Source organism: Zhenhengia sp. (genome assembly GCF_046966505.1).
In the GTDB taxonomy this organism is placed as follows: domain Bacteria; phylum Bacillota; class Clostridia; order Lachnospirales; family Cellulosilyticaceae; genus Zhenhengia; species Zhenhengia yiwuensis.
Window position 1 is genome coordinate 96686 of the sequence record NZ_JBKVCH010000006.1, and the last position, 23508, is coordinate 120193.

The following is a 23508-nucleotide window of genomic DNA, read 5'->3' on the forward strand; positions in this document are numbered from 1 at the left end:
AGATGGAGCATTTAGGTTACTCGGTATATGTCTCTACTTTTAGTCAGCAGAAGGTATTCCTGAGAGCGTTAGAGGATAGAGATTTTTATATTTTCACTTCTTTACATATTGCAGAAGAACAGAATGAGCAGTATAAACAACAGGCAGAAGATATGCTTAAATGGCTAAAGTGTAAAGGCTTTAAAGTCATAGCTGATATTTCAAAAAGGACATTATCTTTCTTTGGGGAAAGGGATGTGGTGAAACTCGCAAAACGGTTAGGCATTACGGTATTACGGATAGACTATGGATTTAGTGAAGAAGAGATGATAGAGCTAGCTAAGGATTTTCCAATAGCGTTTAATGCTAGTACAATGCCCTTACCTTTAGTAAGAAAGCTTAAGCAGATAGCACCACAGATTTTTGCAATTCATAATTATTACCCTAGAGCTTATACAGGGCTTTCAACAAGGCAATTTCAACAAATCAATGGGGAGTTAGAAAAAGAAGGCATAGAGGTATTAGCTTTTATTCCGAATAGCCACAAGAGTAGAGGACCTATTTATGAAGGACTGCCTACTTTAGAGCATGAAAGATATGAGACATCAGCAGTGAATTATTTTGAGATGAAACTGGATTTAAAGGTGACACATATTGTGTTAGCAGATTTAGGCCTAGAAGTTTTAGATGAGAAAATTATAAAGGAATATGAGACAAATAAGGTAGTTAGTATACCTTGTGTAATAGATAAGAAATTTGAATATCTATATAACCAAGTTTTTACTATTAGGATAGACTCACCAGAGTGCGTCTATAGACTACAAGAATCACGAGAATTTGCTACAGCAGGAAGTATTGTGGAACCTTTTAATTGCCAAGATAGAGGTATAGGATGTATTACTTGTGACAATCTAAATTATGGAAGATACTCAGGGGAGATACAAATTATAAGGGAGTGTCTACCCAGAGATGGAAGAGTGAATGTTATAGGTAAAATAGATAAAGATTATTTAGGGCTAACAAAGTTTATTCAAAATGGATGTCAAATCCAATTTATAAAAGGAGAGAGTTAAATGAAGAGAAAATTGTTAGCAAAAGGGGCAGCATGGATGCTGGTATTTACATTTATTTTAGGAAGTACAACTTTATATGCAAAAGAAGAAGTAGTAGGAAGTGGACAGATTACACAGCGCACATTACCAGAGAGGGGAAGTTCAGCTTCTACTATTATTAATAACAGAGAAAGCTTTAAAGCTTATAAAGGGCAAGGGACGCTTTATTTGAGACTTAATCAGGTAGCGCATGCAAAGCTCTATGTTAATGGAAAAGAAGTAGATATAAGTAAGTTTATAGATTCTCATAGTAATCAAACTGTTGCAATAGATATTTCAGATTTTGTTCAAAATGGGGATAATACGCTGCAGATATCCGAAATAGAACCTTATGGAGCCACAATAGAAGTGAATATGGCCTACCCTACATTAAGAGAAGGAACACCTGAAAGTGTAGGCGTCGATAGTAAAGTATTTGAAGTCATTGACCGTATTTTAGAAGCTGAAATAGAAGCAGGAGGCATACCTGGGGGTCAGCTATTAGTAGCAAAAGATGGTGTCATTATTAAGAATGAAGCTTATGGCGTTATAAAGGCTTATGATCATAATGGAAAAGTTGAACATAGTATACCTGTTACAAAAGACACCCTGTATGACTTAGCTTCTAATACGAAAATGTATGCAACTAATTATGCTGTGCAGAAGTTAGTATCAGAGGGTAAGCTGGATATAGATATGAAAATTAGTGAAGTCATTCCAGGTTTTGCACAATTTGATGAGAAAAAAGATCAGTTGACACTAAGGCATTTACTCACGCATACAGCAGGTTTTATACCAAGTCCTAAGTATTCAGATGATAGTTATCTGCATCCTGTAGAAAGAGATGGACAAATAGTCAATGTACTTGATCTGAATAATGATGGAAAAAATGATGTATATACGCAAAATCCAGATGAGATTTTAGAAATGATTGAAAGAACACCTTTAGAATATACACCAGGCAGTAAAAACGTTTATTCAGATGTGGATTATATGTTACTAGGACTTATTGTAGAACAGGTAAGCGGACAGAAATTTGATGTTTTCTGTCAGGAACAGATCTTTGGGCCACTAGGTCTTACGCATACCGTTTTTAATCCTCTTCAAAATGGGTTTAACAAAGACCAGTGTGCAGCAACAGAAATATTTGGAAATACAAGAGAGGGACATGTAAACTTCCCTAACATTAGAACGGAAGTTGTACAAGGTGAAGTACATGATGAAAAGGCTTACTACAGTATGGGTGGTGTAGCAGGTCATGCGGGACTCTTTAGTAACGCTGGTGATTTGGCTGTACTTATGCAGGTTATGTTAAATGGAGGAGGTTATGGCAACGTAGAACTTTTTGATCAGAAAACCATAGATACTTTTACGGCCCCTTCTAAAACGAATGATACTTATGGGTTAGGTTGGAGAAGGCAGGGAAATGGTGCTTATGCATGGTCCTTTGGGGATCAAGCACCTGATTCAACTATTGGGCATACAGGTTGGACAGGAACAGCAACAAGTATTGATAAAGAAAATGATTTAATCATTGTATGGCTAACCAATACCAAGAATACACCTATTGCAGACCCGGCTAAAGATGTAAATAGGATGGAAGGAGATGCCTTCCAGTTTGACGCAGCAGGTACTTTAAGTACACTTGTCTATGAAGGCATTATTGGAACCAGTGAGGAGGCTTTAGAAGAGTCTTTACTTCAGATGTCACTAGATCGTAGTAGTTTTTTGAAAGAAGCTGTAGAGAAAGATAAGAATTGTACAGAAGCGGATTATAAAGCTACGGTTGCACTAGCTGATGTACTTGTGAAAAAAGCTGAGAAGGAAAAAGATAATAAGGAAGTGTTAAGAAGGGCAAAACTGGCTTATGAAGCTTTACCAGACCATTCATTAAAGGAAGCATTAGGTGAGCGACTAAGTAAACTTAATAATTAAAGAAGATAAGAAAAAGGTGATAAAGTATGGAATAAGCTAATAAGCTAATTAAGTAAGGGGGGTGATTTATTTACATGCTACAATTATCTAAAATGACGACTGAAACACGTAACCCTAAGACACTAGAACTTGATGCTATGTCTACGACGGATATTTTGCATGTCATGAATGAAGAAGATAGACTACTTGCCAAGGCTATTGCTAAAGAGCTTGGACCGATTGAAAAAGCAGTAGAAACTATTGCCACTTCTTTTGAAAAAGGTGGCAGGCTGATTTATGTAGGAGCAGGGACAAGTGGAAGGCTAGGACTCTTAGATGCAGTAGAATGCCCACCGACGTTTGGAACAGTGCCTGAGCAGGTAGTTGGTTTACTAGCAGGAGGGCATAAAGCGTTTGTAAAGGCAGTTGAAGGAGCAGAAGACAGTAAGGAACTTGGAAGAGGTGACCTTGAAGTCATTAAGCTTACAGACAAGGATACAGTAGTAGGAATTGCAGCTAGTGGCCGGACACCCTATGTAGTGGGTGCCCTAGAGTATGCTAATAGTGTAGGTGCTCCTACAGTAGCACTGGCCTGTAATAAAGAATCTGAAATAGGTAGGGTTAGTAAGATTGTTATTGAAGTAGTACCAGGACCGGAAATTCTAACGGGTTCTACAAGGCTTAAGGCTGGAACTGTTCAGAAGATGGTGCTCAATATGCTTTCTACCGTCTCCATGATTCGTGTAGGTAAAGTTTATAAAAATCTTATGGTAGATGTACAGCAGACTAATGAAAAGCTTCATGTAAGAGCAGAAAATATTGTAATGGAAATTACAAGCTGTGACAGAGTAGAAGCCAGGAATTACTTAAAGGAAAGTGAAGGCAGTGTAAAAGTGGCTATTATCATGTATCTTGTAGGCTGCAAAAAAGAAGAGGCACTAGAAAAGTTAGAGAAGGCAAAAGGACATATTAGGGAAGCAATTAAGTTATAAAGATTAGGGGGATTGTTATGTCAAATAAAGAATTAGTAAGTAAGTTGGTTGAACTGATTGGGGGAGCTTCCAATATTGCTACAGAAACCCATTGTATGACAAGACTTCGTATTGATGTAAAGGATATGAAAAAGGTAAACAGTGAGGAGATTAAGAAAATACCAGGTGTATTAGGGCTTGTTATGCAAGAATCTAATATTCAAGTGGTACTAGGACCGGGAAAAGCAAAAAAATGTGAAGAAATACTTAAAGCAGAGTATTTAGGCAATGAGGTAAATATACAAAAAATAGGTGACTGGGAAGCTAACAAATTAGCTGTAAAAGGTGGACAGAAAAATAATAAACTAAAAAATGCACTAAAAGTCATTGGTGAAATTTTCATCCCTCTTATTCCCGCTATTATAGCAGCAGGACTTTTCAATGGATTTGCTGGCCTTATTACTAACCTTCAAAGTGGAGGGACATTACCTGCAAATGATGTTTGGAATACCATTGGTACTTTCTTATCTTTAATGGGTGGGGGCTTCTTAGGTTATTTTACAATTTTTACAGGTATCAATGCAGCTCAGAAATTTGGGGCAACACCTGCACTAGGCGGTATGCTTGGGGCTATGTCTATTATGGCGCAAGTAGATGAGATTGCTAAAATTTTTGGGCTGTTTAATGAAGAATCCCCTCTAAATTCCATTCTTAGAAATGGTAAAGGCGGTTTGATTGGGGTGATTATTGGTGTCTATATTTTGGCCAAGATTGAAAAGGCAGTACGTAAATATATACCAGATGTATTAGATTTAATTCTTACACCAGTTATTACATTGATTTTGACAACTGCTGTTTTTGTTTTTGTGATTATGCCGGTATCAGGTGTAGCATCAGATTGGCTTATTGCAGGGCTTAATCTGCTTATTAATTCAAGTAATCCAATTGTTAGTCTGATTTCGGGCTATGTACTCGCAGCACTTTTCTTACCAATGGTGCTTCTTGGCCTTCATCATGGGCTTATCCCAATTTATGCAATTCAGCTTGAAGCCTTAGGTGGCGTTACGTTATTCCCAGTACTTGCTATGGCGGGTGCGGGTCAAGTAGGTGCTGCTATTGCCATTTATTTTAAAGCTAAGAAGGTAAGAAATGAAAGAATGAAACAAGTTATTGCAGGTGCTATTCCAGCTGGTATTTTAGGTATTGGTGAACCACTTATTTATGGTGTTACTCTTCCAATGGGTAAACCATTTATTACAGCAGGACTGGGTGCAGGTTTTGGTGGAGCTTATGTTATGCTAACAAAAGTTATGGCGACAGCATGGGGGCCATCAGGACTAGTAGCTGTACCACTTATGAAACCAGAATGTATGCTTAATTTTGTAATAGGTATTTTAATCTCTTATATAGGAGGCTTTATTATTACTAAGATTTTTATTAAAGATGAAGATGTAATGCGTATATAAGTAAAAAAGAAAGAGCTATAAAGAGATGGATTTACTTTGAAGAAGGAGCTGTTGCACAACGGCTCCTTTTTGGTATTTTAAGCATTGTAGTAGAGTATAATAGGGGTTAATGTATAAAATTATAAGGTGATGCACCTAAATCATCCTTTAGACTGTCTAATTATAAAATGCAAAAAATAAGGAGTAGATTTCATAGCAAAGTTCACTCCTTATTTTAATGTAAAGGGGCTTCTTTTTATTCCTCTACATGGTGAGAGGAGATAAATTCTTCTGGTGAAACATGATGGAGTAAAAGTTGTATATGAAAAGGTCCTGGGTCAGGGGCTTTTAAGTGTTTGTAAATAATAAGAATGCCTATAAGTAGAGCACTTAGTTGCACATAGAGCTCGGGTGTAAAGAACCAGCTAGTAATGATGAAGGTAATCATAGTCAGAATGACACGAGTGGAACAAGGGGTGATAATAATGACACATGAAAAAATGATAAAAATGAGTGCAAGAAGCAGTACAATATAATTTTTTGGAATAAGTGCCATAAGAGAGCCAAAGGTTACCGCGATACATTTACCACCTTTTCCAGCAAGCATAGGGGAGAAGGCGTGCCCAAGTATAGGTGCTAAAATAAGTAAGAGCGTCCATATACAATCTAAGCCTATAAGAGATAGACCTAATACAACAGGGAAAAACCCCTTTAAAATATCTAAGAGTGTACATAGAATCCCAAGGCTTTTTTGTAATCTAAAGGCATTAGCTCCACCTGGGTTCGCATCTGTATGTAACGTTCTAATATCCTTCTTAAGTAGGAGCATAGGTAATAAGTAGGCATACATAATAGAGCCTGATAAAAAGGCTAGTAAAACAACAATCAGTTTTATAAACATACAAATCCCCCTTAAGAGTGCATTAAAATATAGTCACAAATATCAGAAGTAGCTTTATGATTAAGAGTACGTGCTTGAGCCTTAAGCATTTGGTTTAAAAAAGCTGGATCTTCTAGTAAACATTTACAAGCTGTAAGGGCTTTATCTGGTGTATCACCATCAAGAGAGAGGAGGTGCTTAGTAAAAAAGGCTTTATTGCAAGTTTCACAACCTGGTATAGGCGTAAGATGGACAAGAGGAGTGAGGGATACAACAGCTTCAGTAGAGGTAAGTCCACCTGGTTTAGTAAGGAGTATATCAGATGCTTTCATAAGGAGTGGGCTATAGTCTATGAATTTCTTAACATAAATATGGTTTCCTAAATGATTGAGCTCCGTATAAAGCTGATCATTATGACCACATACAATAAAGAAATTGACATTTTTTAAGTTTTTAGTAAGGTGTATAATAAGTGGTTTAATAGGGCCAAACCCCATAGAGCCACACATAATACTAATAAGAGGTTTATGAGGGTCAAGTTCTAGATTAGCTTTAGCAGCTTGTTGGGAACTAGGCTTTAGAAAATCTGGATGAACAGGTATGCCTATAGGAACAAGTGTACAAGCTTTTACGCCATGATTTTTAAACTCCTGAAGAAGTTCTTCATGAGGAATGAAAAAAGCATCCATTTCGCAGTCCTCCCAGAAAGGAATACAGGTATAATCTGTAGCAACAGCGTAAGTCTTAATGGGGAGGTCTGTATGATGTGTAATATAAGTTATGGCTTGAGCCGAGAAAAGATGTGTGCAAATTACCGTATCAATTTTTTCCTGAATTAAGTAGGTGATAAGTTTTTTAGTATATAGTGTATTAGCACCATAAATAATAGATTTAAATTTAGGTGTACTAATAAGGCCACCAGCTTTATACAGAAGACCAAATAAAGCTGGTGTTTTGACAGTTGTCTTGCTGTAAAGTTTTGAGATGACAGAGGAAGTGTCGGCAGGTGCAAATTTGAGTATATCTAAAAATAGAGTAGGAATTTGCATAAAATCAAGCTGAGCTTTAAGGGCAAGGGCGGCTGCATTATGCCCCCCACCAGTAGAGCTAGAGAGGATAAGTACTTTCATATTTTCACCACCTTATAAAAATGACTATGCACCTTTTTTATGTGTTTTATATAAACTATATTAATAAAGTATCAGTTTAAGAAGAGAAGTAATAAAAATAAAATATGTTTTGACAACTAAAATTCTATGAGTTATACTAGGATAAAAATATGAATTGAAACCTGTGATAAGGAGATAAAACCTTTAGCGCACTTACAGAGAGTTAGGAAAGCTGAGAGCCTAGCAGAAAGCGGATCGGACAAATGGACCTTTGAGGGCGTAGTGAAAAGCCTAGGCTTAGTAGCATACGACGCTGTGACTAGCGTTACTAGGTCAAGAATGTGATAGCATTCTAGTGAGGTGGGTTTATCTTTTTATGGGGTAAATCAAACAAGGTGGTACCGCAGATACAACATCTGTCCTTGAGTAAAGGATAGGTGTTTTTTTATTTGTCAAAAAAAGGAGGACGATCATATGATATGAACTTTATACACTAAAAATCACATGACAGATAGGGAGATTAGCGTAGTTTTAATATAAAATAAGCTAGCCTCCCGAATAAAGTAATTCAATAAAAAGAATAAAATGTGGGAGGCCAAGAAAATGAAAAAAATATTTACTTTAACACTTACCATGATGATGGGATTAAGTATGTTAGTAGGATGTAGTATTAAGGAGGATCAGTTAACGATAGGAATTGTTCAGATTGTAGAACATACAAGTTTAGATATGATTCGTGAAAGTTTAGTAGAAGAATTAGAAGCTAAGGGGATTGTAGATGGACAGAATGTTAAAATAGATTATCAAAATGCACAAGGTGACCAATCTAACTTAAACTCTATATGCAAAAAATTTGTAGGAGATGGGGTAGATGTTATAGTAGCCATTGCTACACCATCAGCGCAGGCGGCAGCAGCTGCTACAAGTGAGATTCCTATTATTTTTTCTGCTGTGACAGACCCCGTAGCGGCGAAGCTGGTAACCAACTTAGAAACGCCTGAAGGAAATGTAACAGGTACATCAGATGCTATTCCAGTAGATGAAGTTTTTGAGCTTTGCCAGGAGCTTACTCCAGAAGTTAAGACTTTCGGGTTCCTTTATACAACGAGTGAGGTAAATTCACAGTCTGTAGTAGAAGAAGCAAAGGCCCTTGCACCAGACTATGGTTATGCCTACGAAGAAGTGGCAATTACCAATACCTCAGAGCTTAAGCAGGCAGCTTATAGTTTAGCAGGTAAAGTAGATGCTATTTATACACCAATTGATAACAGTATTGCATCTGCTATGACAGTCCTTTCAGAAGTTGGGAAAGAAACGGAAGTTCCTATATATGTAGGGGCAGACTCTATGGTAATGGATGGGGCGTATGCTACAGTGGGGATTAATTATGAAGACTTAGGTAGACAGACAGGAGATATGGTCGCAGAAGTTTTAAATGGTAAGGCAATAAGGGATTTACCAGTAGCTACCCTTGATGAATTCCAAAAAGTCATTAATAAAACAACAGCTAAGGCAATTGGAGCACCAGAAACTTCAGAAGGTGCTTTAATCGTAGAATAGAGGATTTAAGAAAGGAGAAGTACCATGAGTTTATATACACTTACATCTTGCATAGAATTAGGCCTTTTATATGGACTGCTTACATTAGGGATATATATTTCTTACCGTATTTTAAATATTGCAGACCTTACAGTAGATGGAAGCTTTACTTTAGGCGCGGCAGTATCTGTTATGATGACTACTATAGGCCATCCTTTCTTAGGGATTCTCTTAGGTATGATAGCAGGTAGTCTGGCAGGAATGGCAACAGCCCTCTTGCATACAAAGCTTAGGATTCAGCCTATCTTAGCTGGGATACTCACTATGACAGGACTTCAGAGTATTAATATTAGTGTGATGGGTGGCAAACCTAATATAGGGCTATTGAATGTAGAAACACTTTTTACAAAATCAAGGGAGCTATTTGATAAGAATTTTGGAGGAAGTCTAGTAGGCTTGCTTATATGTACCCTTGTTATCATGTATATGGTACTTTTCCTTCATACACAAGTAGGACTTTCTGTAAGAGCAACAGGGGATAATGAGGATATGGCAAAGTCTTCTTCCATTAACGTAGATTTTACTAAGACCATAGGCCTTATGTTCGCTAATGCTTTAGTAGGTTTATCAGGAGCTCTGATTGGTCAGAATCAAGGTTTTGCAGATGCTAGTATGGGCATTGGTATGGTTGTAGCGGGCTTAGCTTCTTTAATTATAGGAGAAATTATTTTTGGAACACTAGCAGAATTGATTTTTCGCAAAAAGAACATTCTTATTCATGTTATTTCAGTTTTATTAGGTTCTGTAACCTATAGAGTTATTATTGCAGCAGCGTTAGAAATTAATATATCTGCTTCTAGCATGAAGCTTATTTCAGCTATTATTATTACTCTTGCCATTTCGTATCCTGTACTGAAAGAGCAACTTGCTTTTAACAGAAAGAAACGCTTACATGGTAAAGTAAGAAAGGAGAATGAAACATGCTCACTTTAAATGGAATCAGCAAAACCTTTCATCCAGGAACAGTGAATGAGAGAGCAGCTTTAAAAAAAATATCTTTACATTTGCAGCCAGGTGATTTTGTCACCATTATTGGTTCAAATGGTGCAGGTAAATCTACTTTATTCAATATGATTTCAGGAAACTTTATAGTAGATAGTGGTAGCATTATCTTAGATGGACAGGATATTACTTTTATGAAGGAGCATAAGCGTGCGAAAGTAATTGGTAGACTTTTTCAAGATCCGCTTAAGGGGAGCTCGCCTTCTATGACCATAGAGGAAAATCTAGCACTTGCTTATATGCGAGGAACAGGATTTAAAATTGGTTTTGGTATGCAGAAAAAAGAGAAGAACTTTTTTAGGGAGAAGTTAGCTCAGCTCGATTTAGGACTTGAAGACCGCATGAAAACCAAAGTAGGATTACTCTCAGGAGGGCAAAGGCAAGCTGTAACACTTATGATGAGCACTTTAGTTACACCAAAACTATTGCTACTAGATGAACATACAGCAGCGCTTGATCCAGCTACAGCAGAGAAGGTACTTCAGATTACAAAGGAGATTGTAGAGGCTGAACATATTACAACTATGATGATTACACATAATATACAATCTGCTTTAGAACTTGGTAATCGTACCATTATGATGGATGATGGCAAGATTATACTCGATATTAAGGGGAAAGAAAGAGAAGGTATGACGACAGAAAAGCTTCTTGAATGCTTTAAAAAGGCTAGTCATAAAGTTTTAGATAATGATCGTATGCTCTTAGCATAAAATAACCGCTGACAATGACTTTGTCAGCGGTTATTTTTATAATCTTTTTTCTTAATACAGCATATAGCAATATTATTAGGCCAATAAAGAGAAAGCCCCATGCAAAAGGTATTAAGTCAAAATAATTATTTAGGTTCTACAAAATAATTGTTAACGGGTACTTTACGCCCACGTCCTTCAAAAATAACAGCAGGAGCCCCTACATCTCTACCAAGATCGTTAGTGTAAACCCAAGTAATGGTATCGCCAGGGTTCACTCTATAAACAGCAGGACCTTCACTAGGGAAGGTATTATTGACTTTGTAGAGCCAGCCACTAAGAGGGCCATTATCTAATTGAGCAAGATTGTTAATAGAAGTTACATAGGTGCCTGCACCAGATCCACTTGTTTGATAAGCAAGGCGATTAGCTTGAAGACCTTTTACAGATGCAGAAAGAGCTGTTTCATTGGCGCCAATAGATACATTTGTAGGGGAGGCAACAACTGTTGTGCCACCAGGACCTAATACTTCGAATGTAACAGATGTACTAGGATCTATACGTGTGTTAGTTTCTGAATTTCTAAAACTTGAAGAAGCATTTTTATTTAAAAGTAAGTACGCTGCAGCAGCTGCAGCGGCTAATGCGGGAATTGCCATAATAAAATCCATCCTTTGCTGTAATATGAGTCATATTACATTTTATGCAAAAAATATCAAAGTGTTACGAGTGTAATAAGCCATACTTGATTTGTACACGTCCTAAAATTTGAAACCAACTTTTAGAAAAGAGTACAAGGAAAACGACATTTCCAATGGCATGAGATAAATCAAAATAAAGGGAAGTAGCCATAGAGGTTAGGAAAAGAGAAAGTGTAATTCGGTCAAAGAAAGCAAAAACAGACCAGATATTCATAATCCATCCAAATAAGAAACCCCATACAAAGCCAAAGAGACATAAGGTGAAAGAAGCTTTGTCATAAAGTTTATGGCTAAAAAGCCCACTACTTAGGCCCATCATACTCCAAGCAAACATCTGCCAGAGAGTCCAAGGGCCTTGACCTAAAATAAGGTTGGAGGCAAGTGCACTTAGTGCACCAACAAGAAAACCTGTTTCACCACCAAATATAACACCTGTCAAAATGATAATAAAAGAAGTGGGTTGTACACTAGGAAGTGCTGAAAAAGGTACACGCGCTATGGCACCTAAAGCAGATAAAACAGCAATAAGGATCACTTCTTCAGCACTTAGAGGGCGTCTTTCAAAACGCCAGATTATAGGGAGCATGCTCACAATAATCATAAAGGTACTTAATAGAAAAAAATATTGATTATATTTTAAAGATAAAAGAAGGAGTAAGGCATCCAAAAAGAAAATTCCTATAAAGGTAAGAGGTTTAGGTACGGACAAGATGGTTCACCTCCTCTAAGGTAATGGCATGGGGGAGTCTAGCCTTTACAGTACGATGAATAGAAGTTGTATAAAATACGTTATTGCTGAAAAATGCAGTAGTAGGCTGAAGGGATAGGAGCTTACCACTAAACATGAGGGTAGTAAGTGTGGCATAACGTGCTACAAACTCCATATCATGGCTGACCATAATAATTGTTTTACCTTGTTGCAATAAGGCATTTAAGTACTGGGCAAGTTGCTTTTTAAAGTAAGGATCAAGTCCTTTAGTTGGTTCATCTAGAAGCAGGAGGTCTGGTTTGGTTAAAAGAACAGTAGCAAGGGCTACTTTCTGCATTTCACCACCACTTAAATCATAAGGGTGGTGCTCTAATAAAGGTTGTAAGGAGAGGAAAGAGATAAGCTTACTAAGCTCATCTTCCTCATCTTGTGAAAGTTTTTGAGGCAAAGCATTTTGAAGCTGAGAGAGCACAGTAGGTTCATGGAAAAGTGCCATAGGATTTTGAGGCAGATAACCTATAGAAGCTTTTGTCTTAATCTTTCCTTTAAGGGCAGGTAAAATGCCAGCTAACACTTTCAAAAAAGTAGATTTACCAGAACCATTACCACCTAAAATAGCAAGAAAAGCGCCCATAGGCACGTCTAAACGAATACGCTCTAAAACAAGGGGCGAATCTTTTGTATATTGAAAATAAATATCCTGACAGCTAAGAAGTATAGGTACTTCTGAAGGTGAGGGGCTTGCTAATTCTAACTGTAGAGGGTGGAAATATTCTTCGGGTAATTTATCAAACCATACTTTAGCTTCTTTAGGTGTAAGGGGAAGCTGGGAGGCTAAGGCTTCATGTTCAATTTGCATATAGAGTCTACTTACAGAAGGAAGATAGCCCATAAGAGAGGCTACATCTTTTTTATACAGTGTATAAATAGCCTCACGTACCTTGCCTGTATAAGTAAGCATACCTTTTTCAAGGACATAGACCATATCTACAAGAGGAAATACTTCTTCTAGATGATGCTCAGTCATAATAATGGTAATGGAGAATTCTTCATTTAAGCGACCTAGTATATTGAGAAAGTTCTGGGTAGCTATAGGGTCAAGTTGTGAGGTAGGTTCGTCTAATAAGAGGACATCGGGATAAAGTGTCATTACACTAGCAAGATTCAGAAGCTGCTTTTGTCCACCGGATAATTCAGAGGTGGATTTGTAAAGCCAATGATTAATGCCGAGAAAAGTACTAATTTCACCGATGCGCCTTTGCATCTCTTTAGGATCAAAACCTAGATTTTCCATCCCAAAAGCGAGTTCTTCATATACAGTAGACATGACAATTTGTTGATCCGGATTTTGAAACACCATGCCAATACGGCTAGCGGACTTGTCATTAGGAACATGCTCAAGAAGCTGCCCTTCAAAAACTAATGTACCTGTACGCTCTCCTACAGGCCATACTTCTTTCTTAAGTTGACGAAGTAGTGTGCTTTTGCCAGATCCAGAGGGGCCAAAGAGTAGAACGAAGTCTCCCTTATGAATGGAAAGGTTAATATCTTGTAAGGTAGGTATAGGATGAAGGGGGTAGGTAAAGGTTAAGTGATTGATTTCATAAAGTGCCATCTTAAGTATTCCCTCATTTCTATCAGTAATGGTAAGGCTGTAAAAAGCAGGATACATAGAAAGTAACCCCACTGCATTAAAGAGTTAGGAAAAGTATTCATGTGTTCTAGAAACAGGCCTATGCTTATGATAATAAGTAGAACAACACCAATGCCTATAAGTACATAGTCTCTATGGTCGAAGTTATAGAGAGTAGCAGAGGTCCTCTTATGTGTGCCATAACCTCTTGCACGCATAGACGAGGCATTTTCTAGGGATTCTTCAAGTGTCCAGCTTACAAGTGTATTAAGAGAAGTCATAGATTCTGTTATATGCTGCTTGTAGGAATGTTTAGACATATCTTTAACGAAAGTTTTGCGTACATCTATGATTTCGTGCATTCTTCGGGTAAAGAGGGGGATAAATCCCATAATAATCGTTAGGATAAAAGATATTTTGGGGATTATATTGCCAAATAAATAAAGAAATCTCTGAGGCGATAGAATCAGGTTATAACCTAAAAATAAAAAGAGGATATTGAGTAAGGAAAGTGCGAAAGTTACTCCGTACATGACTCCTTCTAAGGTTACGCTACGATTTTTAAGGTAGAACAAAACTGTAGTGCCATGTGTTGAGAAAATAGGATTTAGAATAAGGATAAAAAGAGCCATAAGGAGATAAAATTTAAGCTGTTTACGAAGGCTTCTTAAGTGGTCTAGAAAATAAAGAAGCCCAGTGGTAATAAGAAGGATCGTCAATAAATAGATAGGATTTTTAATAAGCATAACTAAAATAATCATGATGAGAAAATAGCTAAAAGCAAGAAGCGGATGTACACTTATAAAACCACTTTTCATTGTTATTTCCTACCTTTCCTTTAAGTTAACAGGATTAGTATGAGGAAGAGGTGACAAAATTATACTTTTGTGACCTAATCACAGAGAATTACATTAGAAACTTTTATACTTATTTATAAAGATATCTAACAATGAATAACCATGTATTTTAAATAGGAATAAGAGATAGAGGAGTGAAATTATGTCTAAGAAGATAGTCATTATTGGCGGTGTAGCAGATGGAGCAAGTACAGCAGCTAGGCTAAGACGTATGGATGAGTCATTAGAAATTATCATGTTTGAAAAAGGAGAATATATATCTTTTGCTAACTGTGGTCTTCCTTATTATATAGGTGAGACGATCAAAGAACGTAGCCAGCTTATCCTTCAAAGTGTAGAGGGAATGAGTAGGAAGTTTAATCTTGATATTAGAAATCTTACAGAAGTGATAGCTATTAACAGAGAAGAAAAGACTGTTACAGCGACAGATTTACGTACAGGGAAAGTATATAAGGAAAGTTATGACGAATTAGTTTTATCTCCGGGGGCAACGCCTATTAAGCCTGGAATAGAAGGAATAGATGAGTGTAGTAATATCTTTACGTTAAGGAATATACCAGATACAGATAACATTAAACATTATATTGATGAAATGAAGCCTCAAACTGCTGTTGTAATAGGGGGTGGATTTATTGGGCTTGAGATGGCAGAAAATCTACATGCATTAGGTATAGAGGTTACCTTAATAGAAGCAGGGAATCAAGTTATGGCACCACTTGACATAGAAATGGCAAGCATAGTGCACTCACATCTTATTGAAAAAGGCATAAGATTAATTCTAGAAGACGGTGTTAAAGCTTTTGAGAATAAAGGCAAAAAGGTTGTTCTGCAAAGTGGAAAAAGTATAGAAACAGATTTTATCTTACTTTCTATAGGGGTAAAACCCGAGTCACGTTTAGCTAAAGAGGCAGGACTTGAAGTAAGTGAAAGAGGTTCTATCCTAGTAAATGATTACTTACAAACCTCTGATGAGTATATTTATGCTTTAGGAGATGCTATAGCTGTAAAAGATTTTGTAAGTGAAGAAAAGACTATGATTCCTCTTGCTTGGCCGGCGAATAGACAAGGCCGTCTTGTAGCTAATAACATTTGTGGACGTAAAGAAAAATATAAAGGAACCCTAGGTTCTAGTGTCGCTAAAGTTTTTGACTATACAGTAGCAACAACAGGAAATAACGAAAAAACATTAAAAAGGCTAGGTAGAAGCTATAAGACTATTCATATTCATCCAAGTGCACATGCTGGGTATTACCCAGGAGCATTCCCTATTGCTTACAAATTATTATTTGATCCACAAATAGGTAAGATATTAGGGGCACAAGGTGTAGGGATAGAAGGCGTAGAAAAACGTATTGATATTTTAGCAACAGCTCTAAAAGGTGAGTTAACCATCTATGACCTTCAAGATGTTGAGGTATGTTATGCGCCGCCGTATAATTCAGCTAAAGATCCAGTTAACATGCTTGGATATTACGCAGCAAATATTATAGATGGCTTAGTAGAAGTGGCTCAGTGGTATGAAGTAGATGGGGTAGTAGGTGAAGAAAATGTAATACTCGATGTAAGAGAAGAATTTGAGCTTGCTACTGGGAAAATAGATGGCGCACTAAATATTCCTCTAGGTCAACTTAGAGATAGGCTAGGTGCTTTATCTAAAGATAAAACTTATTATGTGATGTGTCAGGTGGGACAAAGGGGATATGTAGCCAGTCGATTACTAAAAGAGAAGGGTTATAAATGTAAGAATATTGATGGAGGTCTTAAGACTTATAGCTATGTAAAACGTGCCAAGTCAGATATAGCGCAACAAGAAGCCAAGCTGCGTATGCAACAGAATATGGAGCACGTAGAAAGAGGAGAAAATAGGAGTGAGTACGAATTAGATACATGTGGTTTGCAGTGCCCAGGACCAATTAGTAAGGTTTATGAGCAGTTAGAGAAAATGAAAGCAGGAGAAGTTTTAAAAGTAAATGCCAGCGATCCAGGTTTCGCAAAAGACATTGAGGCATGGTGTGAAACGACACATAATGCCCTATTAGGGGTGAATTTTGATAAAAAGCGTAAAGCATTTACAGCTACTATTAAAAAGGGTGTAGAGCAAGATGAAGAGAAACAAAAAGCATCTATGTCAGTTCAAAAAAATGGAGCAACTTTAGTGGTGTTTAGTGGAGATTTAGATAAGGCTATTGCAGCTTTTATCATTGCAACAGGCGCAGCTGCAACAGGGAAGGAAGTCACCTTATTCTTTACTTTCTGGGGGCTTAATATCTTAAAGAAAAAAGATAAACCTAAGGTAGAAAAAGATTTTATGGAGACTATGTTTGATAAAATGCTTCCATCTCATACAGGGCAGTTAGGATTATCCCATATGAATATGGGAGGGATGGGCCCTAAGATGATTAAACAAATTATGCAAAAACATGGTGTAGATGACCTAGATACAATGATTGAAAATGCATGCCGTATGGGTGTCAAATTGGTAGCATGTGCCATGAGCATGGAGCTTATGGGAATTAAAAAAGAAGAGTTCATCGATGGTGTAGAAATAGGAGGGGTAGCCACTTATTTAGGCGCTGCGGACAATTCAGAATTAAACTTGTTTATTTAAAAGAATATTTTCCCTAGAGGAAGGGAGGCTCAAATAAGCAATTAAGATATCTTAATTGCTTATTTTCTTATTTTTGTTCTTCTAAATGGGCATGTTGTAGATAGTCCTTAGGAGAATAGCCATACATTTTTTTAAAGCGTTTGCTGTAGTAGAATACATCTGAATAGCCTACCATTTCGGAAATCTCCCCTATTTTGTATTTATTTTGTTTTAAAAGAGTCTTAGAAGCCTCCATACGGACGGTGGTAATGTAGTGAAGTAGGGACTGATTATTAACCTTTTTAAAGAGAGTGCCTATGTAGGAGGTGTTAAGATTAAAAATTTCAGCTAGCTTTGCTACAGATAAATCGGGATTAGCATAGTTTTCTTCAATGTAGGTGATGATTCGCTTACTAAAGACAATATCTGAAGGAGGTGTTTCTTTCTTCATACACTTAAGTCCATAAGATAGAATAGTTTGTTCAATACCGCTTATCTTATAGTCTTCATCTAACATAGCATTTACAAAATCTGAAAGAGAATGATCTAATTGGATTAGATCCTGATAATAAATTTTATAAGTAAGAAGAATCTCTGTAATGACAGTATGCATATAGGAAATACTTTTCTGAGTCATAACATCATCTAAAAGGGTATGGAGGTATGTTTTAAAGCCTTCTTGATCTTTGGTATTAATATAAGTAATAAGGCTTTGGCGTATTTTAGAGGCATCAGGAAGAAGTACAGCTTGGGTATTCATAAGAGAATCTATAATACCTCTTGTATGATGTCCAAAATAACGTTGTTTTAACATTTTTAAAGCAAGTTTGTAAGGCTTTTTCCATTGCTCTTCTAGAGAGAAGAGATTGCTAAAGGTTAAGAAGAGCACAGCAGAGGTAGTATATAAAAAATCTCCTAGTAGATTTCTGACCTCATGCAAGGCACCTTCAGATGGGAGAAAGAGCTGGATGGTATAAATATAGTCTGTTTCCTTAAAGTACTCACAATCAATAGGAATATGACGTAAAATCTCCATAAGTCTATTCATATAATGCTCCATGTTTTCATGAATAAATACACCTATAAAAAGTCCATATTTAGCTTCATATAGTTCAGGATATTTGTCATAGAGAAGCTTAAGAGGTAGCCTATCTGTTCGCGTATCATAAAGAGCACTACATTTCTCATAATGATAGTAACGTTGTATTTGCTGATGGGCTTTTTTCTCTTTTTCTATTTTAAGGCGGCATTCCTGTAAAGTTTGCTGAAGCAGCTCAGAAGATACAGGTTTTAGAAGATACTCTAGTACACCATATTTAATAGTAGACCGGGCATACTCAAAATCATTGTAGCCAGATAAGATAATAATTTTAGTCATAGGGAAATGGTCATAGATGTATTTGGCAACCTCTATACCGGTCATATAAGGCATTTTAATGTCTAAAAGTATAAGGTCTACTTTGTGCTCAGCAATAAGACTTAAGACTTCTAGACCGTCTTGGGCCTCTCCTATAAAGTTAAAGTTTAATCCTTTCCAGTCGATGATTTTAATAAGACGCTGTCTAATAAAATACTCATCATCTGCTATTACTACATTTAGTTTCATGGATAGTACCTCCCTTTTTGGCGATTCTAATAGTCGTGATACACCCACCATCAGGGTGATTGGCAATAGTTAGGCCATAGTCTTGTCCGTAGTGAAGCTGTATTCTTTGGTGGATGTTCTTAATGCCAAAGTGATTGGCTTGATTACAAAAGAGCTCATGGATTTTGACTTCATCTATACCTATACCATTATCTCTTACTGTTAAAAGAATAGCGCCATTTTCTTCGAAAACATGGATTTTTAATAAACCTTTATAACTTAGTTCCTTAACACCATGATAAATACTATTTTCTACAATAGGCTGTAGAAGAAGTTTAAGACAGTTATAACCTAATAGCTCAGACTTACAAGTTATATTAAAATCAAATTTATTAAAATAACGTATTTGTAAAATGTGTAAGTAAGCTTCTGTGAGTTCTAATTCTTCTTTAATAGTAATAAAAACCTTGCCATTGCTTAAAGCACGTCTATAAAATTTAGAAAGATTCATAACAACATGAATGAGTGTATCGGATTCGCCTATCTCTGCAAGCGAACAAATATTATCAAGAGTGTTATATAAAAAGTGTGGGTTAATTTGCTCTTGAAGTAAATCAAGTGCAAGTTTATCTTTAGCGCGCTGGGTATAAAGTAACTTATTTTTCATTTTTTCTTGGCTCTCTACCATGCTGTTAAATGCCTTTAGAAGAGAGGTAACATCTTCATCTCCCTCCACATCTTGAAGTGGTATCCATCTACCCTCTTTAATTTTTTGAGTATGGGCAATAAGTTTTTGAAGGGGTGAGGTAATGGTACGTGAAAGTAGCCTAGCTAATGGTACATAGAGCATGATGCATAGAAGTCCAATGCTAATACAAATCCATAAAATACTATAAATAGGGTTAAAGAACGATTCAGTAGACACTTCATTGATAATATACCAATCTAACATAGGAAAGTACTTAGTAAACAAAATAGTATCTCCATGATGAGTATAGGAGAAGGGGACATCTAGGTTAGAGATAGATTCAAATAAAGGATAAGGCTCACCAATAGTTAGAGGACTTGTAGTACTTCTAATATACCCCTGGGTATCCGTAATAAAAATCTGATCATGCTCTGAAATAGAGTTGGCATATACTTGAGCAATAGAGGACTCTAGTATGGCGATTTCTAAATACCCTAAATGCTCACCTGTTGAATAACTATAAAAAGGACGGATACAGGAAAAGGTATTTACAAATGTATGAGCATCTGTTTTTAAAGGCTTTAGTGTTGAGAACCACTTTTTTTCAGGAAAAGTACCCCGTGTAAGGATATTATCAGCTGAATTACCATAGAAGGTAGAAGTGAGAAAATCACCATTAAATCCATAAAGTGAAACGGAATGGATATAGGGGGTAGACTGAATAATATGATTGAGTTCATCCTTTACTTGAATAAAGGAAGTATCGGTATAAATATTTTGATTTTGTTTATATTTATGTGCTGTTTCCTGAACAACAGGTGCTGTAATAATAGTCCTAGAATAATTCTCTGTAGATGTAATGAAAAACTCCAGCTGCTTAGAGATATATTCCAGTTCTTTGCAAGAGGAAGATTTTTGTTCGTCTATAAAAGAATTAACAAATACAATATTAGTTACAATGCAGACAATGGTAATAATTAAACCAGAGCTTAAGAACATGGCATAGAAAAATTTATTACGGATAGAAAGGAATTTAAAATTTTGCATAATTACCTCTTAGGATGAATTAATAATTTTGTGTAAAAGTATTATACTACAAAAATAAATTTTTAGAAATATATTGTTATTTGTAAAAAATCTAGATAAATGTCATAAATGCAGACAGGTTTAGGTAAATCTGTAGAAAAAAAAAATCTATATGCTATAATGGGTGACAATAAAGACATAAGGGGGATATACGATGGAAAATAAAATTGTACAAGCAAGAACTAAGCGTACTAAATGGTATCAAGAGGCTAGATTTGGTATGTTTATTCACTGGGGGCTTTATGCTATCCCAGCTCGGGGTGAATGGGTAAGAAGTAATGAACGTATGCCTAAGGAAGAGTATGATAAGTTTTTTGATGAGTTTGATCCACAAGATTATAATCCAAGAGAATGGGCAAGGTTAGCTAAAAAGGCAGGGATGAAATATGCCATTTTAACAGCAAAGCATCATGATGGATTCTGTCTATATGATTCAAAATACACAGATTTTAAATCTACCAATACAGCTTGTAAACGTGACTTAGTAGCTGAGTTTTTAGAAGCCTTTCGTGCAGAAGATATTAAAGTAGGACTTTATTTTTCAATTATTGATTGGCGTCATCCAGATTTCCCACACTATAATGATCAGTTCCATCCAATGAGAGACAATGAAGCCTTCAAGGATATGAAACACGATTTTGATAACTATCTTGAATATATGCATAACCAAGTACATGAACTTCTTACGAATTATGGACATTTAGATTTAATGTGGTTTGATTTCTCATATGGACCAATGAACTGTGAGAAGTGGAAAGCATCTAAACTTATTGAAATGGTAAGAAGCATTCAGCCTCACATTATTATCGATAATAGATTAGAGGGCAGTGCAGAAAATGCAGGTTCTATTCGTACATTGAATCCAACACCATATTCAGGAGATTTTGCTTCACCAGAGCAGATGATACCACCTAAAGGTATCTGTGATGAGGGGGGGAATCCAATTCCTTGGGAAGCATGTATTACGCTCAATAATCACTGGGGATATCATGCACACGATAAACATTATAAATCAGCTAAAATGGTTATTCGTACACTTGTAGAATGTGTAAGTAAAAATGGTAACCTTATTCTAAATGTAGGTCCAGATGCAACAGGTAGAATTCCTCTAGAATCTGTGCAGATTCTAGAGGAAGTAGGCGAATGGATGCATGAAAATGGAGACAGTATCTATGGCTGTGGACTTTCTGATTTTGACAAACCAGAATGGGGAAGATTTACACAAAAGGGTAACAAACTCTATGCACACGTTATGGAGGAACAAGTAGGTGCTATATGCCTTCCAGATATGGCAGGGAAAGTAGAGAAGATGCGCTTATTAAAAGATAAAACAGAAGTTATAGAGACATTTTTCTGGAACTTAAAAGAGTATACAGAAAATGCATTCTTCTTCTTTGATAATCATGCAAGTGATTGTTATCCATTGCCAGATGAACGTGATACAGTTGTAGAGATTACATTAAAAGAAACACATTAAATAAAAGGCAGTGCATGTGTATATAAGCACTGCCTTTTGTGTTGAAAAAACATTATATATAAAATGTACAAAAATAAATAAAATAACCATGTTTAATTGGATAATATATTTATAATATAATATTAAATTAAATAAAAAATTAAAAATATAGACACTAGGGGGAAGCGATATGAAGAAAGGTATAGCATTATTATTAGCATGTGCAACAGCAGCAACTACATTTGTGGGATGCAGTACAAGTGGTACAGCACAAAGCGCCAAAGATTCAGGAAAAATTCAGATTCGTCTTTTAACACGAATGGTAGGAACTTCACCACAAGTTGCTATCTATAATGAGGTTATAGAAGAGTTCAAAGCAAAACATCCAGAAGTTGAAATTATTGATGATTCACAGGGGGATGACTCTTCTTATAATAATATCTTAAAAACAGATATTTCATCAGGAACAATGGCTAACATCTTTCGTATTCAAGGTGTAGCTAATTTAGGAAAATATATTGATGAAGGGTATATCTTAAATGTTGAGCCTTATCTTACAGAAGATAGTGAATGGGGCGGTGGCTTTACAGAAGGCGCTTTAGATTACTACCGCGTACCAGGTAAAGAAGGTATTTATGGTATACCATGTGAATCAGGATTAATTGGCGTTTATTATAATGAAAGAATCTTTAAAGAAGCTGGTATTGATGAATTCCCAGAGACATGGAATGAATTAACAGATGCTGTTGTTAAAATCAAAGATAAAGGTTATACACCAATAGCATTAGGTGCTAAAACTTCTTATATGGTAGGACACTTACATAATATTATTGCCTATAGATGGTTAGGAACAGATATTGCTAAGAAATTAGGAACAAGAGAAGTAAGCTGGACAGATCCAGAAGTTGTAGAAACATTAGGTTTTGTGAAAGAACTTTATGATTTAGGTGCATTTCCAGATGGTGTAGCGGGGATTAGTGATGATATTGTAAAATCAGATTTCCAAAGCGGAAAAGCAGCTATGTTTATTACTGGTCCATGGAATATCCCAGGCCTTACAAATCCAGAAGAATGCCCAGAAGCTGAAAATATTAAAGTAGCTAAATTCCCTTACTTTGAAGAAAAACCAGAGTTTAAAGATGAAGATATGCAAGTCATTTCTCCATATATGATTAGCGGTAAATTAGAAGGTGAAGAATTAAAGCTTACATTAGAGCTTGTAAAAATGCTTACAAGTAAAGAAACAGCAGAACGTTTTGCAAATGAAACTTCACAGCTTCTTCCAAGAACAGATTTAGATATTGATACTTCTAAAGTTAATCCACTTTTTGCTGATATTGTAGAACTAGGTTCAAGATCAACAGGTATTGCAGTAGATATTTTTGATTTCGACCCAATTGCATCTATGCAAGATCGTACTAGAAATTCTCTTGTAAGTATGTTTACTGGTGCTACACCAGAGCAGGCAGCACAAGAAATTCAAGCAGAGGTTGATAAAGCTCAGTAATTAAAAGGAGAAAAAAC

General features: G+C 36.2%; 18 protein-coding genes. 10 read left to right on the forward strand and 8 right to left on the reverse strand.

What is annotated here, in order from left to right; genetic code table 11:
* Window positions 1-2: 2 nt before the first annotated feature.
* From ACLTBU_RS08690 to ACLTBU_RS08705, 4 genes are all read left to right on the forward strand, one after another.
* Entirely contained in the window at window positions 3-1052 is a 1050-nt protein-coding gene (locus tag ACLTBU_RS08690) for a MupG family TIM beta-alpha barrel fold protein (protein WP_412218553.1), read from the forward strand.
* On the forward strand, window positions 1053-3005 hold the full coding sequence (gene pbp4b, locus ACLTBU_RS08695; RefSeq protein ID WP_412218554.1) for a penicillin binding protein PBP4B: 1953 nt from the start codon (window positions 1053-1055) through the stop codon (window positions 3003-3005).
* 74 nt (window positions 3006-3079) lie between these two features.
* Window positions 3080-3976 (forward strand): N-acetylmuramic acid 6-phosphate etherase, encoded by an 897-nt coding sequence (murQ, locus tag ACLTBU_RS08700; protein WP_412218555.1) that lies wholly within the window; start codon window positions 3080-3082, stop codon window positions 3974-3976.
* Window positions 3977-3993: 17 nt separating this feature from the next.
* Window positions 3994-5421: a PTS transporter subunit EIIC gene (locus ACLTBU_RS08705; RefSeq protein ID WP_412218557.1), complete on the forward strand. Its 1428-nt coding sequence runs from the start codon at window positions 3994-3996 to the stop codon at window positions 5419-5421.
* Window positions 5422-5656: 235 nt separating this feature from the next.
* Here the strand turns inward: ACLTBU_RS08705 and ACLTBU_RS08710 are convergent, their stop codons facing one another.
* Entirely contained in the window at window positions 5657-6301 is a 645-nt protein-coding gene (locus tag ACLTBU_RS08710) for a glycerol-3-phosphate acyltransferase (RefSeq protein ID WP_412218558.1), read from the reverse strand.
* A gap of 11 nt (window positions 6302-6312) precedes the next feature.
* A complete protein-coding gene (locus ACLTBU_RS08715; RefSeq protein ID WP_412218560.1) occupies window positions 6313-7410 on the reverse strand; it encodes an MGDG synthase family glycosyltransferase in 1098 nt (365 codons plus the stop codon).
* 582 nt (window positions 7411-7992) lie between these two features.
* Here ACLTBU_RS08715 and ACLTBU_RS08720 point away from each other — a divergent pair.
* The 3 genes from ACLTBU_RS08720 to ACLTBU_RS08730 are packed head-to-tail and all read left to right on the forward strand — an operon-like array spanning window position 7993 to window position 10703.
* Window positions 7993-8949: an ABC transporter substrate binding protein gene (locus ACLTBU_RS08720; protein ID WP_412218562.1), complete on the forward strand. Its 957-nt coding sequence runs from the start codon at window positions 7993-7995 to the stop codon at window positions 8947-8949.
* 24 nt (window positions 8950-8973) lie between these two features.
* Window positions 8974-9921 carry an ABC transporter permease gene (locus ACLTBU_RS08725; protein ID WP_412218563.1) on the forward strand — a complete coding sequence of 316 codons (948 nt, stop codon included), beginning with the start codon at window positions 8974-8976 and terminating at the stop codon, window positions 9919-9921.
* Complete coding sequence (locus tag ACLTBU_RS08730) at window positions 9909-10703, forward strand: ABC transporter ATP-binding protein (protein WP_412218564.1); 795 nt, start codon at window positions 9909-9911, stop codon at window positions 10701-10703. Before ACLTBU_RS08725 ends, ACLTBU_RS08730 begins: the two co-directional genes overlap by 13 nt.
* 125 nt (window positions 10704-10828) lie before the next feature.
* Here ACLTBU_RS08730 and ACLTBU_RS08735 read toward each other — a convergent pair whose 3' ends face one another.
* The 4 genes from ACLTBU_RS08735 to ACLTBU_RS08750 all read right to left on the reverse strand — a co-directional run bounded on the left by ACLTBU_RS08735 (window position 10829) and on the right by ACLTBU_RS08750 (window position 14543).
* Window positions 10829-11341 (reverse strand): DUF4430 domain-containing protein, encoded by a 513-nt coding sequence (locus ACLTBU_RS08735; RefSeq protein ID WP_177671448.1) that lies wholly within the window; start codon window positions 11339-11341, stop codon window positions 10829-10831.
* Window positions 11342-11405: 64 nt separating this feature from the next.
* Complete coding sequence (locus ACLTBU_RS08740) at window positions 11406-12092, reverse strand: ECF transporter S component (protein ID WP_320651092.1); 687 nt, start codon at window positions 12090-12092, stop codon at window positions 11406-11408.
* Window positions 12079-13707 (reverse strand): ABC transporter ATP-binding protein, encoded by a 1629-nt coding sequence (locus tag ACLTBU_RS08745; RefSeq protein WP_320651091.1) that lies wholly within the window; start codon window positions 13705-13707, stop codon window positions 12079-12081. The genes ACLTBU_RS08740 and ACLTBU_RS08745 overlap by 14 nt, the downstream gene beginning before the upstream one ends.
* Window positions 13680-14543 carry an energy-coupling factor transporter transmembrane component T gene (locus ACLTBU_RS08750; protein WP_412218566.1) on the reverse strand — a complete coding sequence of 288 codons (864 nt, stop codon included), beginning with the start codon at window positions 14541-14543 and terminating at the stop codon, window positions 13680-13682. Before ACLTBU_RS08750 ends, ACLTBU_RS08745 begins: the two co-directional genes overlap by 28 nt.
* A 181-nt stretch (window positions 14544-14724) precedes the next feature.
* On the opposite strand from ACLTBU_RS08750, the gene ACLTBU_RS08755 reads away from it, so the two are divergent.
* Window positions 14725-17190 carry a CoA-disulfide reductase gene (locus tag ACLTBU_RS08755; protein WP_412218568.1) on the forward strand — a complete coding sequence of 822 codons (2466 nt, stop codon included), beginning with the start codon at window positions 14725-14727 and terminating at the stop codon, window positions 17188-17190.
* Window positions 17191-17257: 67 nt separating this feature from the next.
* On the opposite strand, the gene ACLTBU_RS08760 is transcribed toward ACLTBU_RS08755, so the two are convergent.
* The gene (locus tag ACLTBU_RS08760) at window positions 17258-18775 is read right to left on the reverse strand and encodes a response regulator transcription factor (RefSeq protein ID WP_412218569.1); all 1518 of its coding nucleotides are present in this window, start codon (window positions 18773-18775) and stop codon (window positions 17258-17260) included.
* Complete coding sequence (locus ACLTBU_RS08765; protein ID WP_412218570.1) at window positions 18747-20489, reverse strand: sensor histidine kinase; 1743 nt, start codon at window positions 20487-20489, stop codon at window positions 18747-18749. Before ACLTBU_RS08765 ends, ACLTBU_RS08760 begins: the two co-directional genes overlap by 29 nt.
* Window positions 20490-20682: 193 nt before the next feature.
* Here ACLTBU_RS08765 and ACLTBU_RS08770 point away from each other — a divergent pair, with 193 nt between their 5' ends.
* Entirely contained in the window at window positions 20683-22005 is a 1323-nt protein-coding gene (locus ACLTBU_RS08770) for an alpha-L-fucosidase (RefSeq protein ID WP_412218572.1), read from the forward strand.
* A gap of 169 nt (window positions 22006-22174) precedes the next feature.
* A complete protein-coding gene (locus ACLTBU_RS08775) occupies window positions 22175-23491 on the forward strand; it encodes an ABC transporter substrate-binding protein (protein WP_412218574.1) in 1317 nt (438 codons plus the stop codon).
* Window positions 23492-23508 lie beyond the last annotated feature (17 nt).